Source organism: Synechococcus sp. CCY9202, assembly GCF_034931685.1.
Taxonomy (GTDB): Bacteria; Cyanobacteriota; Cyanobacteriia; order PCC-6307; family Cyanobiaceae; genus CBW1002.
In genome coordinates, this window is the sequence record NZ_JAYGID010000024.1 from 1 (window position 1) to 14,061 (window position 14,061).

16 protein-coding genes and 1 tRNA gene are annotated in these 14,061 nt (G+C 66.5%); 6 read left to right on the plus strand and 11 right to left on the minus strand.

Going from position 1 to position 14,061, the window contains the following annotated elements:
- Positions 1-537: 537 nt before the first annotated feature.
- On the minus strand, positions 538-1,374 hold the full coding sequence (locus VB777_RS02600) for an alpha/beta fold hydrolase (RefSeq protein ID WP_323246909.1): 837 nt from the start codon (positions 1,372-1,374) through the stop codon (positions 538-540).
- Positions 1,375-1,560: 186 nt separating this feature from the next.
- Here VB777_RS02600 and VB777_RS02605 point away from each other — a divergent pair, with 186 nt between their 5' ends.
- Positions 1,561-2,862, plus strand: a complete 1,302-nt coding sequence (locus tag VB777_RS02605) for a cation:proton antiporter (RefSeq protein ID WP_323246911.1) — start codon at positions 1,561-1,563, stop codon at positions 2,860-2,862.
- On the opposite strand, the gene VB777_RS02610 is transcribed toward VB777_RS02605, so the two are convergent.
- The gene (locus VB777_RS02610) at positions 2,843-3,541 is read right to left on the minus strand and encodes a Coq4 family protein (protein ID WP_323246913.1); all 699 of its coding nucleotides are present in this window, start codon (positions 3,539-3,541) and stop codon (positions 2,843-2,845) included. The two genes, VB777_RS02605 and VB777_RS02610, sit on opposite strands and share 20 nt — an antisense overlap.
- 628 nt (positions 3,542-4,169) lie before the next feature.
- Positions 4,170-4,234, minus strand: a tRNA-Ser gene (locus VB777_RS02615).
- A 256-nt stretch (positions 4,235-4,490) separates the two neighbouring features.
- Between VB777_RS02615 and VB777_RS02620 the strand changes: the two genes are divergently transcribed.
- Positions 4,491-5,582, plus strand: a complete 1,092-nt coding sequence (locus VB777_RS02620; RefSeq protein ID WP_323246915.1) for a site-specific integrase — start codon at positions 4,491-4,493, stop codon at positions 5,580-5,582.
- A gap of 18 nt (positions 5,583-5,600) precedes the next feature.
- On the opposite strand, the gene VB777_RS02625 is transcribed toward VB777_RS02620, so the two are convergent.
- From VB777_RS02625 to VB777_RS02660, 8 genes are all read right to left on the minus strand, one after another.
- The gene (locus VB777_RS02625) at positions 5,601-5,804 is read right to left on the minus strand and encodes a hypothetical protein (RefSeq protein WP_323246917.1); all 204 of its coding nucleotides are present in this window, start codon (positions 5,802-5,804) and stop codon (positions 5,601-5,603) included.
- A gap of 326 nt (positions 5,805-6,130) precedes the next feature.
- On the minus strand, positions 6,131-6,442 hold the full coding sequence (locus VB777_RS02630) for a hypothetical protein (protein WP_323246919.1): 312 nt from the start codon (positions 6,440-6,442) through the stop codon (positions 6,131-6,133).
- On the minus strand, positions 6,442-7,095 hold the full coding sequence (locus tag VB777_RS02635; RefSeq protein ID WP_323246921.1) for a hypothetical protein: 654 nt from the start codon (positions 7,093-7,095) through the stop codon (positions 6,442-6,444). The genes VB777_RS02630 and VB777_RS02635 overlap by 1 nt, the downstream gene beginning before the upstream one ends.
- Positions 7,085-7,324 carry a hypothetical protein gene (locus VB777_RS02640; protein ID WP_323246923.1) on the minus strand — a complete coding sequence of 80 codons (240 nt, stop codon included), beginning with the start codon at positions 7,322-7,324 and terminating at the stop codon, positions 7,085-7,087. The genes VB777_RS02635 and VB777_RS02640 overlap by 11 nt, the downstream gene beginning before the upstream one ends.
- Positions 7,321-8,091, minus strand: coding sequence for a hypothetical protein (locus VB777_RS02645; RefSeq protein ID WP_323246925.1), 771 nt, complete (start codon positions 8,089-8,091; stop codon positions 7,321-7,323). The genes VB777_RS02640 and VB777_RS02645 overlap by 4 nt, the downstream gene beginning before the upstream one ends.
- 115 nt (positions 8,092-8,206) lie before the next feature.
- Positions 8,207-8,890, minus strand: coding sequence for a helix-turn-helix transcriptional regulator (locus VB777_RS02650; protein ID WP_323246927.1), 684 nt, complete (start codon positions 8,888-8,890; stop codon positions 8,207-8,209).
- A gap of 30 nt (positions 8,891-8,920) precedes the next feature.
- The gene (locus tag VB777_RS02655; protein ID WP_323246928.1) at positions 8,921-9,460 is read right to left on the minus strand and encodes a hypothetical protein; all 540 of its coding nucleotides are present in this window, start codon (positions 9,458-9,460) and stop codon (positions 8,921-8,923) included.
- Complete coding sequence (locus VB777_RS02660; protein WP_323246929.1) at positions 9,406-9,747, minus strand: hypothetical protein; 342 nt, start codon at positions 9,745-9,747, stop codon at positions 9,406-9,408. The genes VB777_RS02655 and VB777_RS02660 overlap by 55 nt, the downstream gene beginning before the upstream one ends.
- A gap of 83 nt (positions 9,748-9,830) precedes the next feature.
- On the opposite strand from VB777_RS02660, the gene VB777_RS02665 reads away from it, so the two are divergent.
- The 4 genes from VB777_RS02665 (at position 9,831) to VB777_RS02680 (ending at position 14,059) form a co-directional block, all read left to right on the plus strand.
- On the plus strand, positions 9,831-10,007 hold the full coding sequence (locus VB777_RS02665; RefSeq protein WP_323246931.1) for a hypothetical protein: 177 nt from the start codon (positions 9,831-9,833) through the stop codon (positions 10,005-10,007).
- Positions 9,994-12,510, plus strand: a complete 2,517-nt coding sequence (locus tag VB777_RS02670) for an AAA family ATPase (RefSeq protein WP_323246933.1) — start codon at positions 9,994-9,996, stop codon at positions 12,508-12,510. The genes VB777_RS02665 and VB777_RS02670 overlap by 14 nt, the downstream gene beginning before the upstream one ends.
- 390 nt (positions 12,511-12,900) lie before the next feature.
- Positions 12,901-13,614 carry a hypothetical protein gene (locus tag VB777_RS02675; RefSeq protein ID WP_323246935.1) on the plus strand — a complete coding sequence of 238 codons (714 nt, stop codon included), beginning with the start codon at positions 12,901-12,903 and terminating at the stop codon, positions 13,612-13,614.
- Between the two features lie 97 nt (positions 13,615-13,711).
- Positions 13,712-14,059, plus strand: coding sequence for a hypothetical protein (locus tag VB777_RS02680; protein ID WP_323246936.1), 348 nt, complete (start codon positions 13,712-13,714; stop codon positions 14,057-14,059).
- Positions 14,060-14,061 lie beyond the last annotated feature (2 nt).

A 14,061-nucleotide genomic window follows, 5' to 3' on the forward strand; every position in this document is an offset into this window, starting at 1 on the left:
GCGCCGTGTTTGGCCTGCATGTAATCGCCTACAACCTGATCCGCCTGGGCAACCTGCTCAAACCTGAGCTGGAGGCGGCATGAACAGCCCATTGTCCAGAGGTGTGCCCAATAGGCCTCAACCAATGCCTTGCAGTCAGGCCAACGATGCCGAAATCGGTCTGTTTGCGGATCTGATAGCCACCGATCCGACTTTTTGAGCCAGAAATCCACTGATGCCTGTGGAAAACGGGCTCGTGGGTTGGTTTTTCAGCAAACTCCTAATCAACTGAGAAGCTTCCCAAGCTGAACGTCGCCGGTTCGAGTCCGGTCACCCGCTTTTCACTTCTGGGCTAATCATTGTGTCGCTCGGGCGACAGTCTCGCTTGGCACGCGCTGACTGCATATGAGAAGCCAACTGGGCACGAAAGGTGATAACAGCGATTGGTTCAACTTTCTTACAGGGCTTCTTGCTGCTTGGTCATGTCATGGCCCACTTCACCGACCTTGATCGTTCCGGGTCGCCGACATGGATCGGCAGAACCCGAGCCAAGTCGGCTCAGTCCTCGTGTGTCTGGAGGAATGCTTCTAGGTGAGCTCCATAGGCCTTAGGCCTCTCGAGCAGGGCATGGTGGGCCACTCCCGGAAGAACCACCAGGCGCTGATTCGCGAGTTGTTGCCATCCCTGCATCGAACGGGAGGTGACAAAGTCGTACTCCGCAGCGAGACGCAATACAGGTGTGGTGAAAGAAGCCAGGCTCGCCTCGGGCACACACCACTCCGCAATCACATCTACACCCCGCCAATGGCTGCCTGGGTGCCCTGGCGCATAGGCCGCCAGCAGTGCCGCTGGCCGGGGGATCGCTCGACAGACGTGGGTCGCATCAAAGCGGGAGCCGTCGTCGCCAAGATCCGCCAGTAGGGCCGCCACATCCTCAAGCAACACCGGCACCGAGCTCGGCACGTTGGACAGGCTCAACGAGCGCGGCGGCGGTGGACCACTGGCCGCATTGAGGGTCTCAAAGGCCAGGATGCCGCCGAAGGACTGGCCGTACAGGTGGTAAGCCGGACGCCCATCACGGATCGGGATCCAGGCCTGAGCCACCAGTGCATCGATCACCGAAACGAGGTCCCGCACGGAAGCGGCAATCGAGTACTCCTGATCAGCGGGTTCAGGCCGGTCACTGCGCCCACAGCCCAGTTGGTCGAAGAAAATCACCGGCCGCTGCAGCAGCTCCACCAAGGGAAACAAATAATCACTGGGGATACCTGGGCCGCCATGACACACGAGCAACGGCCATCCATCCGTAGAAGCTGCTGGCAGGTGCCGGCCAGCCCAGAGGCGGCAGGCGCCACCGCGCACCGGCAACATCAACGACATCAACTCAGGAGTCATGACTGTCTTCTCAACGGCAGTTCTGTCGGTACGCGCGAGATCGGAACGGGTCAGCCCCGGCCCTGCCAGTAGGGAGCGCATGGGATCAAGGCAATGCACCAGGTCTGGCAGACAGCTGACAAACAGCTGTTGGAGAATGGCATTCAGCGGTTGCGGCTTCGGCGGGTGATGCCAGTGTTGATAGCCGTGTCCCAGTCCAACGCTCACCTGGCAGGCACCCTGTTGCCACGTGGCTTCTTTCTAGGCGTGGGCCTGGTCTATCTGGCGGCATTGGCGCTCGACCAGCTGGCTGCACGCTGGCGGCTCCCGGGGGCTGCGGCGATTCTGCTGCTTGGCTTTCTCATTCCGAGTGATCTCGGAGCAGTAGGCCAGAGTATCGGCCCGATGCAGGTGGAAACCCTGCACCGGGTGGCGCTGGCCCTGCTGATCTTCTACGCCGGTCTCAACACCGACCTGCGCCGCATCCGCGGCATGACCGCGGCGGGCCTGAGGCTTGGCATCCTGGGGGTGCTGATCACCCTGGCGATCACGGGGCTGGCCCTGCTCGGGCTGACGCCGCTGGTGGCCAGTGGCTTGCCGATCTCTGCCGCCTTTCTCACGGTGTGCTGTCTTGGGGCCACCGACAGCAGAGCCCTCGAAGATCTGCTGGCGGCGCTGCACCATGGCATCCGCGGAGGTCTCCGGCACCTGCTTGAGTTCGAAGCCGCGGTAAGCACGGTGATCACGCTGCTGGCCTTTGGCTTGGTTGCCGGTGTGCTTCGTGAGCAGCCCCATGGCGGCCATCTGGCCGTGCAAGGGCTGTTGACGAGCCGTCTGCCAGATGAGCTGGGAGCGGTGGGGTTGCACGTGATCGCCGGCCTGCTGGCCGGTCTGGTTGTCGGGGCTGTGGCGCCGCGCCTGATCGATGCACTGGCGCGCTCCGAGCAGATGCTGCTGCTGGTGGCTGTGGCTCTGGCCTTTGTGACCTATGGCTTCGGCCAGCTGCTGGGGGGCGGTGGGCTGATCGCGGTGTTCGTGGCCGGGGTGCTGCTCTCGAATGGCCGCTACCGGATCGGCCGCTTTGAGCAGCAGGCCCTGGGCAGGGTGATGCACCCCTTGAACACCGCTGCCGAGATCACGGTTTTGCTCCTGCTTGGCGTGCTCGTGCAGCCCGCCGCACTGATCGCGGTGCTGCCGTTGGGGCTGCTGCTCGCGATCGTGCTGCCCCTGGCGCGCCTGCTCGCAGTGTCGGCAGTGCTGCCGGCAGCCCGCTTCCCCTGGCCAGAGCGCCTGATCGTCTCGGGCTGCGGCCTGCGGGCGGCGGTTCCCCTGGCCCTGGCCGTCTCGATGGCCGAGGAACTGCCCCACCTGCGCGGCATCACCCCGGAGCTGGCGGAACCTCTCGCAGCCCAGCTGCTGGCGCTGATTTTCGTGGTGGTGCTGGCCGACCTTTTGCTGCAGTCGCTGCTGATGCGCCGCCTGCTACCGATCAGGCTCGAGGGGGCGTGATCTCCCGAAAGGGTGAACGTTCCACCAGCGCGGCAATGCCCAGTTGCTGCCGCCACTGGGCCAGCGGCCGCGCCCAGCCCTCCTCCCAGCGCTGTGCCAGCAACGGCGCGCAGACCCTGCCCAGCTCCAGGCCGTAGGCCACCGCTTGACCCAGGTCGACCTCGCCACTGGCCGGCCCCTCCAGGCACCGGTGCAGCAGATCGGCCCCCAGCAGCATGGCGCTGCCCGGCCAACGCAGCTGCATCACGTTGACGGCACTCATCGCTGCCTCCCCAGCCGCTGTGGGCGGGCAGCCACACACCACATGCCAGAGGTCGTGGGTGTGGCGAACGCGCTGGTGCAACCAGATGTCGTCGCCCTCACTGCCGGCCTGCAGCTCCGGATCCGGCAGGGGCTGGCCGCCGGCCTGGGCGAACCAACTGGCGTAGGCATGGCCAAGGCTCTCTGTCTGCAGCGCCAGCAACTCGACCTGGCCTGGCCAGGGCCCCCAGTAACGCTCTGCGATCAGTGGTGCTATCGCCGGGTCGTGGCGCAGGGCAGCGCGGGCGGCATCGGCCACCGGGGTGGCGTAGCTGCGGGTGAGCAGATCGAAGCCGTGGCCCAGGTCATCGGGGTTCGCCGTCAGGGCTGAGAGATCGGTGGCGAGGTGCAGCAGCTGGCGGCGCAGGGAGGAACGCATGGGAGGGGAAGCCGACAGGAGTGGGAAACGTTGCGGCGGTAAGGCTTGTGGAAGGTGGTCAGGATGAGGCCATCAGCAGCAAGCATTGCCGAAACCCAGATCGGACCGACCCGAAGAAGCCCTGGTGCCGGTCGAGCCCCATGCCTGGCCCCGGCAACCCCAGCGCTGGATCCGCCACAGGGCCTTGCCGATTTGAAGTTGGATCGACACCCCCCGAAATCCAGTTCACCTGAATTCCCACCTGGCCGCGCAGCCGCGCGAGGAGGCATGGGGCTCACCTCTGCCCGCATTGATGCGGACGAATGCCCGGCCACCGCAGCCGCGGGAGAGGAGCCCTGCCCACCACACCCACTCCGGCCCCGGAGCGGAGGGCGTCCGTCGCCGACCGAAGCCCTGCGGTGCCTGCAAGCCCGCAGCAGCTCCGCACAGACGAAGGGCTGCAAGAGATGCAAGAGAAACTCGGACCTTGCGCCTTGGTCAAAACGGATGGACCTGACTCCAACCAGCACTGACCCATGCCCTCACGGGAGGAACGCGAGGCCTGAAACCCCTCTGTTCTCTTGCACTTTCTCTTGCAGGCAAGAAAAAAGGGTTCCCGGCATCGCCGAGAACCCTTGGTGTGATTGATCGGGGCGACAGGATTCGAACCTGCGACCTAGTGCTCCCAAAACGAAAGGCACTATCTGTGGCCCCAAGGGTGCTCTAGTCATAGCAGCGCTTCTGGGGGAGTCTGTCTTGCCCTGTCCGGACCAAACGGGCTAGTTTTGGGCACGTTTTGGGCACGCCCTTGCCGATCGTCTCAAAGCACTCGCCCTGGGAGCTGTCATTCCGCAAGCAGGTTCGTGCCCTGGCCAGTGGCTGGAATGTGGTGGAAGCCCGTGGGCGCATTCGCCTGAAAGTTCGACCTCCAGGTCTATCTGAGCAGTCAGTTGTGCTCCCCTTTCGCTGGGTGGAGACCGATGTTGGTGATGCCTATGTACGCATCCGCAATATCTATAAATTGATGGCGGGCGGCCTTGATCTCCGGACTGCTGCTGAACAGGCAGATGGGAACGCTCCGCAAGTGGTGCGCGACTGGAAAGGTGCCGTGGAGCGGTTTCAGCAGCAGAAGCTCAACCACGGCAACACGATCTCCATGGCGACGTGGAACAAGGCCTACGGACCGGTTCTGGAGATGGCCGTGCTGTTGCTCACCGGCCCAAAGCCTCCGGGGCGCCCCGTGGATCTGATCGATCGCTGCGTGGCTGACTGGGAACCCGGTTCCCGCATGCGCCAGATCCGCTGCCAGTCCCTCGCCCAGTTCCTGCGCCACTGCGTCCAGCGGGAGCAGTTCCCGGGTCACTGGCTGCCGCCAACAGACCTCTCCCACCACGTCGGCCGCCAACCGGCCGGTGTTGAGGCCAGGGGTGGTGGAGACCCGATCAGTGATGCCGAGATCCTGCGGCTCATTGACGCCCTGCCCGAAGACAGCGCCGGTCAGCGCTGGCGTGATGCGATCCGGTTGCTGGCCGAGCTTGGCCTGCGCCCCGTGGAACTGCTCCACCTGAGCGTGCGCACCGACCGCACAACCGGTGTTCCCCACTGGTGGTGCAGCTACCGCAAGCGCAGCGGCGGTGGCATCACCGAGCCGCGGCGGATCTACCCCTTGCCCCTCCAGGACGACGGAACGGTGGTGAGCTGGCATCTGCTGGAGCGCTGGCAGGCCCGACTGATCCAGCTGCCACCACTGCAGTCCGGCAACGGTGCCGCCGATGGGCTCGGCACTTATCTCAAACGCCAGTCCGCCTGGAAGAGCCTGCGGGCGGAGCTGGAGGCTCGTGGCGAGCGGCTGGTGCCTTACTGCTTTCGCCACAGCTACAGCCTGCGGGCCCACCGGCGCAACATCGATGCCGGCTCCGCCGCCCGCTCCATGGGCCACAGCCTGGAGGTGCACCTCCGCTCCTATCCCTGGGCGTCGGCGGCAGGAACGGAGGCGGCCTTCGAGCGGGCGAACCGGGCCTTGCTGGCTGCGGCACACCGACAGCAGCAGAGCGAAACCTGAAGACCTGAGACCCGACCCTTAGGTTTCCAGTACGGCCGCGCTGCGGGCTGTGACCTCATTCATGGTTCGGTTGCACAGCTCCAACTGGTAGAGAACGGGTGAATTGGCGCTGGGGAACTTGCGACGCCAGTGGATGCCGACCTGCAGCAGGCCAGCTTTGCGCCAGCGCGCCAGCGTCTTCTCGCTGACGCCCAGGGCCCTCCCTGTAGCGCGAGCATCCAACCACTGGAGATCTACTCCGGTTGAAGATGACAATCGCGATGGTTCCGACGGTCGCGGGCGGGGTCGTGGCAAGAACATGCATCAACTCCGGATGCGGGGTGAGCGGTGTCTTAACTCCGTCGCGATCGTCTTCACCAAGGCGTCCCTACCGCAGAGGAGGCTCAGATCAAGGGCCGTGGTCAGTGCGTCGGTGGGGCACTCTCTGAGGTGGGTCATCAGCCGTGCGATCAACTGCTGCTGCACCTCTCTTCCTCTCTCCTCAACACCTCCTCCACGACCGGTTTCCAGACGATCTGGGGTCTGCTGATTCTCAGAGCAACAGGGCTTCAGTGTGGATGTGTTGCTGTCCATCGTTGCGGATATGGAGTGACAGAAGGCGCGGACCCGTCATGGACGACGGCCGTGGCGTTGCTCAGGGAGGGGGCAGTAGCTGGTCGTAATGGCCGTGGCGGCACAGGCCCGGCGATCATCAGCAGGATCGTGCTCAGCTGAAACACGAGCACCAGGAGCACGAGGCGCTGCAGGGCGGCCAGGCTGCTGACGCTGACCGTGACGGTGGGGCGTCGGGTGCGGCAGAACGCCGGCAGTTGCGGCCGGTTGCTACGAGGCGCAACACGGGCGGGGGGATGGTGGCTCATCAGAACGGCACCTCCTCATCGGCGAACTCATCGCCGTAGTCCTCCCCATCCGCCAGCGGGATCGCCTGCTGCTGGCGGGCAGCGGCTTCATCGGAGCGGTAGGCCTGCTCCGCCGCCTCGATCCAGGCCGCATCGGTGCCCTCGCGGATGCTCAGTGGGCCGTAGAAGCCGATCGTGACGTTGCGCGGCACCGCATCGGCGGCCGCCTGGTCTTCGATCTTGGGGCCCTTGGGGTTGCCGTCCTGGTCGTACTGCTGGGCCCAGCGGGTCTCCAGCACCAGCACATCCCCCACAGTCAATCGGCCGCGGCGGTGCTGACGGCGTGCCTCGATCCACTCGCCGAAACCCTTGGCCTTGAGGATCAAGCGCACTCGGTCTCCCGGTGCTGGAACGCCGCCCTCATCGCCGATGCGGGCCTCCATCGTCGTGCCCGGCATGGCGATCGCATGCACCACCATCTCCTGCTTCACCTTCGGCCGGCCCTGGCGGTCGGTGCCGTTGGGGATCGGCTCCATCGCCCCGGTCGTCAGGTTCTTGCGCAACCGGTCGCGCTGCTCGGGGCGCACGATCGCCAAATAGGCCACCTCACCGAGGCGCTGCTGCCTGATCACCGGCGCCGCGATTCGGCTGCCGTCGTTGAGTTCAATCGCCATGGGACTTGCTCGAAAGAGTGGACGGGGAAGAGGTCAGGGGCAGCAGGGGCTCCAGGCCAGCGCCCAGCCGCAGCAGGTGATGGGCGGCGCCGGAGAGGCTCAGCTGGTGCTCGGCGGACAGCTGCCGCACCTGCCGGTAGACATCGCTGTGCACGCAGACGCACAGGTAGTGGCGGCCGTGCTGCGACCGCTGCTGGGGCCTGGCGTAGGCGCGGCGGCAGACGCTCATGGCGTTCCCCCCGCCAGCTCGCGCTCGAACACGTCGATGAAGTCCTTGTGCCGCCGCTGGGTGATGCGGTCCTTGATCGTCCGCACCTCCCTGGGCACCTGGAAGTGATGGCGGAACTCGATCGTGAAGCGCTTGCGCGCCGCCTGAGGCATCGCCCCAAGGAACTGGTGCAGGGTGGCGATCTCCTCTGCCGACAACGGCTCCAGGCCGGAGTCGCTGGCTTCGGGGCCATCCGGGGTGCCGGTGTCCCACTCGTCCTCTGCAGCTTCAGGGTCGTCAGCAGCGGGGGCGGCGGCCGCAGCGCCGGTGGCGGCAGAGGTCACGCCTGCGGAGCCCGAATCCAACGGCCGAGGCTGTTTCGGCTCGATAGTCCGAGGCAATATGCCCACGGGAATGCCCAGCAGGCCCGCCAGCAGGGAGGCGGTGAGCGCATGCCAGGCCGCACTGCCCTCCTGGGGTGCCTGGGCTTCGCTGAACTCCTCGGCGCCGCCGCGGTGCCGCAGGGTCACCCGCAGCACTTCATGCTCCTCGTTGATCAGCTTCTGGGCCGAGAAGGAAAAGCCCAGGGCAAAGGCCGGCGCCGCTGCTTGAACGACCTCCTGCATGGAGGTTTCGGCGATGGCGGCCATCTGGGACTGGAACTGGGCCAGACCCTCGGCCCACTGGGCGCGGGCCTGCTCGCGGCTCTGCAACAGGGCCTGGTTGAGATCAAAGGCGGCGGTGGGACCTGGCGTCGGCTCCATCCGCCCGCAGGGGGTGGTGGTCATCGAAGGCACTGCGGGACCGGCGCCCGCTTGTCCAAAATATTAGCGGCTCGCTAATCCGAATCTGTATCTTGCACAACGCAAGATATGGCGTACACCGAGCCTGGTCGTGCTTGCCTCAGCTGGCGCTCGACTTGGTGGACCATTCCTCCAGCCAGCGCTGCGGCAGCCACGCCTCTCCGTCCCACATGCCCTGCAGCTGCTCGGCGGAGTACGGCTCAAAGCCGGCCAGCATCGCCTGAAAGGCCTGCCGCTGCTTGGCTGGCGCCGCCTTGGCGGCGGAACTCAGGGCCTCCATCACGCCGATGCCGTGCTGCTTGGCGGTCTGCACCAGCTGGCCGCGCCACTGCTCGCTCAGCTTCGCTGCTTCTGCGGCATCGACCTCTGGTTGGGTCGGCACCGCAGGCGCCTGGTAGGTGGTCGGCACCGCCAGTAAGCCCAGGTGGCAGCTCCAGAACTCTGCTGGTCCCCACACCCGCCCCTCGTCATCCATCAGGGGTTTGGCCTGGCTGATCAGATCCTTAAGGGCCCGGGTGCGCACGCCACTGAAATCCCTGGCGGCCAGGCGGCGATTCACCTCGGCGAGGGCAAAGAAGCTCTCCGGGCGGGGCTTGGGGGCCTTGCCGTTCTCGAACACGCTCAAGGTGCTGGGGGCCATCACTTCAAAGCCGGCCTCCTTGGCCCACTTGTAGGCCGTGTACTGGGTCCAGTTGTTCAGCTCCCGCCAGCGCCTCAGCATCCGGCCGAACTGCTGACCGGCTTCGAGCTGCTTGGCCTCGATGTACCGGTACTCAGAGGACATCAGGACTGGGATCTGGCCATTAGCGAAAGGCTAAGGCTTCTGCTGCCGATTGGAATTGACAGCACCGTGATGCCAACGGCCATGGGGCCTGGCCCGCTGCCGCCAGTGCCGGCCCTTGCCGCGCCGAACATCAGGCTCCACCAGGCCAGAGGAAACGGCTTGATCGGGAGGGAGCAGCGGCGCTGGCCAGCAGATGGCCTCCTGCAGCCGCCGCTCCAGGTGTTGGCGTTGCTCCGGCTCCAACAGCGCCACCGGCTCCACGATGCGGCTGTCGGGTCCGAGGGTCCAGTCGTCGCGCTGACAGCCGAACTCCCAGTTGCGCCCATCGGCGGCCCGGGCCCAGAGCAGCGCCCCAAGCTGGTCGTGATCGATCGCGATCTCCAGCTGCCAGCCGCTGGCCAGATCCAGTCGCATTCGCCCCCACCAGACCTCACTCCAGGGCCGATCCGCCAGGAAGGCCTCCCCTGCCAGCAGCGCCAGCAAGGTCTGCTGGATCTCGGCGGCGCAACAGCGGCTCAGGGGGAGCAGAGCAGGTGACGCAAGCCATTGCCACGGCACCAGAGCGCCCACTCCCCCGGGCCGATCGGGCTGCCGCAACAGCGGCAATGGCCTGGATGGCGCACGCGGATGCGGCGAAAGCCCGCCTGGCCTTGCCCCTGCTCCATGCCCGTCGCCACCGGTGGCTTGGCGGGTGAAGGGCGATGGGTGGCGATCTGCAGCCCGTGCTCGCGAATCAGGCGACAGGCCAGGAAGGCGCTGGTGCGCGCCTCCTCCAGGTGGGGCGAGGCGCTCATCGCCACCAGTTTCTCGACCTTGGCCAGCGCTTTCTGCGCTGCTGCTCCAGCGTCCATCGCCATTCAGCTCATCGGTTCAGCCTAGCGAGCCTGAGTCAGTGTCGATAGGCTGGTTCGGTTCATCGAAGTCCCCCATGGCTCCGCTGATGACCCCGCTCTCGGTGCAGTTCACCCCCGAGCAGCAGGCCTGGCTGGACCGGCGCACCCGCGGCGGTCTGCTGTCGCGTTCCTCCGTGATCCGCCTGATCGTGGCCGAGGCGATGGAGCGCGAACAGTTGAGCGCCACGGCCCTGCAGCGCCAGGGGCTCCATGGCCAGCGCTGAACCAGCTGCACCCACACAGGCCTGCATCGACCACGGCGCCGCCCAGCAGTTCCTCTCCCTGCTGGGCAAGAACCCGGCCAGCGCTCGGTTGCGCGCCTTTCCCCACCGCGCCAATCCAGCAAAGGGGCAGATCGGCGCCCGCAAAGGGCCCTTCGATCTGGCGGTGGCAGAGCAATGGCAGCGGGAAGGCCGCGGCATCTACCTGGTGATCAACGACGGCGGCGACCGCAAGAGCGAGATCACGGCCTGCCGGGCTTTCTTCGTGGAATGGGACGATCGGCCGATCGACTGGCAGCTGAACGCCTGGCGGCAGCTGGCCCTGCCGGAGCCCTCGCTGATCGTGCTCAGCGGCGGCAAGTCGGCCCACTGCTACTGGCTGCTGGAGCAGCCCATTCCGCCGCAGGAGTGGGCGCCACTCCAGGCCGAGCTCATCGCCTACGCCGGCGGCGATCCCCACTGCAAGGACGCCTCACGGGTGATGCGGCTGCCGGGCTGCTGGTATGTGGATGCCAGCGGGCAGCCTGTGGCCCCGGTGGAGCTGGTGCACGTGAGCGGCCAGCGCTACGTGCCGGAGGACATCGCCTTGGCGCTGCTGCCCGATGAGTTCGCCGAAGCCGCAGCAGGCACCGCACCGCCACAAGAGATTCCGCTGGAGCAGCCCAGAGAGAGCCCAGGCACTGGCATTCCGCTGCCTGAGCTGGGCGACGAGGACTTCGGGTCAACCCGGCCGCTAGAGCAGATCCGCGCTGCCCTGGCGGCCATCCCTCGCCGCGTGGCGGGCAGCAACACCTACGCCGACTACCGCAACCTGCTCTGGGGACTGATCCAGGCCTGCGAGCAGGCCGGCCACGACCGCGAGCTGGCGATCGCCCTGATGGAGGCCCACAGCCCATCGGCCAGCTGCGGCTGGGACATCCGCCAGGTGGCCAGCTCGGGCGGCGAGCAGATCAGCGCCGCCACCTTCTGGTTCCACGCCCGTCAGCACGGCTGGCTGCCGCCGGAGCCGGCCCACACCCCCAGGCCTCCAAGGGCGCAGGCCACAGGCAGCCGCCGAAACCAGGGCGACGCCGGCGGGCGCCATCCCGGTGGCAAGAGCAGCGACCACTCCAGCAGCAGCAATGCCAGAGGCGCCCAGGGGGCTGGGTCTGGAGCTGGTCCGCAGCGCTTCTCTCCTCGGCCCGACACCCAGGTGCGCTGGGGAAAGGTGCACCTACCGATCAACCGCCGCCTCAATGCATTGGAACACTGCATCCGCTCCCTGGTGGGGCGTGAGCGCAACAGCCTGCGCCGCTCCGCCCGCGTGCGGGAGGCCCATTCAGCCCTCCAACTCAAGACCGCCCTGCGGCTGCAGGAGATCGGCCAGCTGATCCTCGAGGCCCACGACCTGCGCAACGGCAACCGCTTCCGCGGCCTCGATCAGGCCGAGCGCCTGGCGATGCCGCAACCGGTCGTGGCGTGGGAGATCCCCGGCTGTATCCCGCGCCGCGACCTCTCGATCGTGGGCGGGCGGGCCAAGGTAGGCAAGACGCGGCTGGTGCATGCCCTGGCCCGCTGCCTGCTCTGCGCCGAGGACTTCCTAGGCTTCGGGGGGCCGGAGGAACCGCGGCCGGTGATCCTGGTGACCGATGACCAGGGCGACGGCGACACCGCCCAGATGCTCCAGCAGCTGGGGATCTGGGATCACCCGTTGCTGCTCTGGTCACGCCGCTTTCGCGCCACCGAGGCCAACCTCGATGCCCTGCTGGCCTGCCTGGCCGCACACCCCGGCGCGGTGGTGATCCTGGACTCACTGCGCTCGATCACGCGCAGCTGCTGCTTTGGCGAAAACGACCCAGAGATGGGCTCCTTGATCTACGACCTCAAGCACCAGATCACCGATGCCGGCGGCACGCTGCTGCTGATCCACCACTGCAACAAGGCCAACGACACCACCGGCACTGAGGCCCTCTCGGGCCACAACGCCATCGCCGGGGCTGCCAACACGATCCTCACCCTGCACTACCTGGCCAAGGGCAATCGGCTGATCAAGGACTCCCCCCAGCGCCGCCTGGTGCGTGAGGCCCGCTCCGGCCCGCCGGCGGATCTGGTGGTGGCGATCGACGGCAGCAGCGGAGCGTTCGCCCGACTGGGCACTTACGACGACCTGCAGGAAAAGCAGGAGCAGGAGAGCGATCTCGATCGCGCTGGCCAGCGGGTGCGCAAGGCGAGCGAGAAGCAGAAGGAGGCTCTGCGCTATCTCCAGGCCCTGCATGCAAGCGGCCTGGCCGGTATCGGTTTGCTGGAGCTGTTGCAGGCGATCGACGCGGCGCCGGCGGAGGCGCGCTTGAAACGGGATCTGGAGGGAGAGGCGCTGAGCACCTACAACGCGCTCGGCCGTTTCCTCAGCAAGCTCGACGGCCTGGTGACGACCACCCGGGTTGGCACGAGCGGCCAGAGCTACTACCTCCGCTACGGCCTCAGCGATGCCGGCGCGGAGTGGCTGGCGCGTGAGTTCGATCTGTAGTGGGTGCTTCTTTGCATTCTTTGCACTCCCCTGCAGCGCAACCGATCTGGCTGGTTCACCAGCGTGCGATCTGCCCCACACGCTTTGGATTCTTTGCTGCCATCCCGGAGCCTCAGCAACGCAACACCGCTGCTGCCAACGCTCATCCCATAGGGGCTGAATTCATCGCTTTCTTTCCCCTGCACTGCGCCGCAAGCGTTCTCAGGGAGTCCATGGGTTCATTTCTTTGGCCACTCTTTGCCTTCTTTCAGTGGCGGGGTCTGCGGCCTGCTGGGGGCCAAAGAATGTCAAAGAATCGAAAGAATGCGGTGCGCCCAGACCGGTTAGAACCCCTGCGCCAGAAGGGAATACAAAGAAACGAACGAATTTGGTGTATCACGTGAGGTTCTGGTGATCAGGCGTTCTCCCACACCAACCAGCAGATCTGCTGCCGCTTTCCCCAGCGACTGGCTGACACCGATCCCAGGCCTGCGGCGCACGGATCCGGAGCACCGCTACTGGCTGGGGGATCACCTGTTCGCCGTGTCCGTCACCGGTGTGGTCGGCTCCAGCAAGAGCGACTGGGCGATGGCCCGCATCGAGGCCACCCGTCACATCTGGGAGCCGCGGGGCCACACCGTGCACCTGGCGCTGGAGGCGCTGCTCAAGGTGCGCTTCCATCCCCTGCCCCAGCAACGCCAGCAAGCAAGCCGGCAGCTGGAGAACCTGCGCTCTGGCGACTACCGGGACTGGATCGAGCCCTTGCTTGCCCACCCCCACTGGCGGCAGGTGACGGTGATCGCTTCTGAGCGGCCCACCTGCTGCCTGGTCCGCAACCTGGCCGGTACCTACGACACCGGCTACATCCAGCACGCCAGTGGCCAGCGGGTGCTCGCTGACCTCAAGACCCTCTCGCGCCCAGGCTCGGGCAGCTACTGCACCCGCGCCCAGCTGGGCGGCTACATGGCCCTTGAGGCGACCTGGGGGGTGCACTATGACGCCGGCCAGACGATCTGGGCCCGGCCCGGTGAGACCCGCTTCTCGCCGCTGTATTCCCGCGAGGAATGCCTGGCGGCGTGGGCAGCGGCATGGGCGGGCTACGTGTGTCGCTTTCGCCCGTGGTGACGCGCTATCCGAATCGCTTTATTCGGACTATCGAGCCGCTATCCTGCATGGCAGGCCCTGCTGCCTGCGCCGCACGACGCTCCCCTTGTTCTCGCCCATGGCTGCCAGCTCCACCACTCCTGCAGCCGCTGGCGCCGGTGATCTCGATACGCTGCTGGATCGCATCACCGTCCTCAAGGCTGAGCAGAAGGCGATCGAGGCCGCACTGACACCGCTGCTGGAGCAGCTCAGCGGCGCCCTGGAGGCCGGCGAGCTGGATGCGAACTTCTCCCACAACGACTGCAGCTTCTGCTGGTCGGCTGGGCGGATCAGCTACGTCTACCCCGAGCCACTGCAACAGCAGGAGCAGGCCCTGAAGCAGGCGCAGCGGTTGGCGGTCGCCAGCGGGACGGCCAACCGGAAGCAGGGCAAGGCGTTCTGGACGATCAAGCCGGGCCGGAGCTGAGC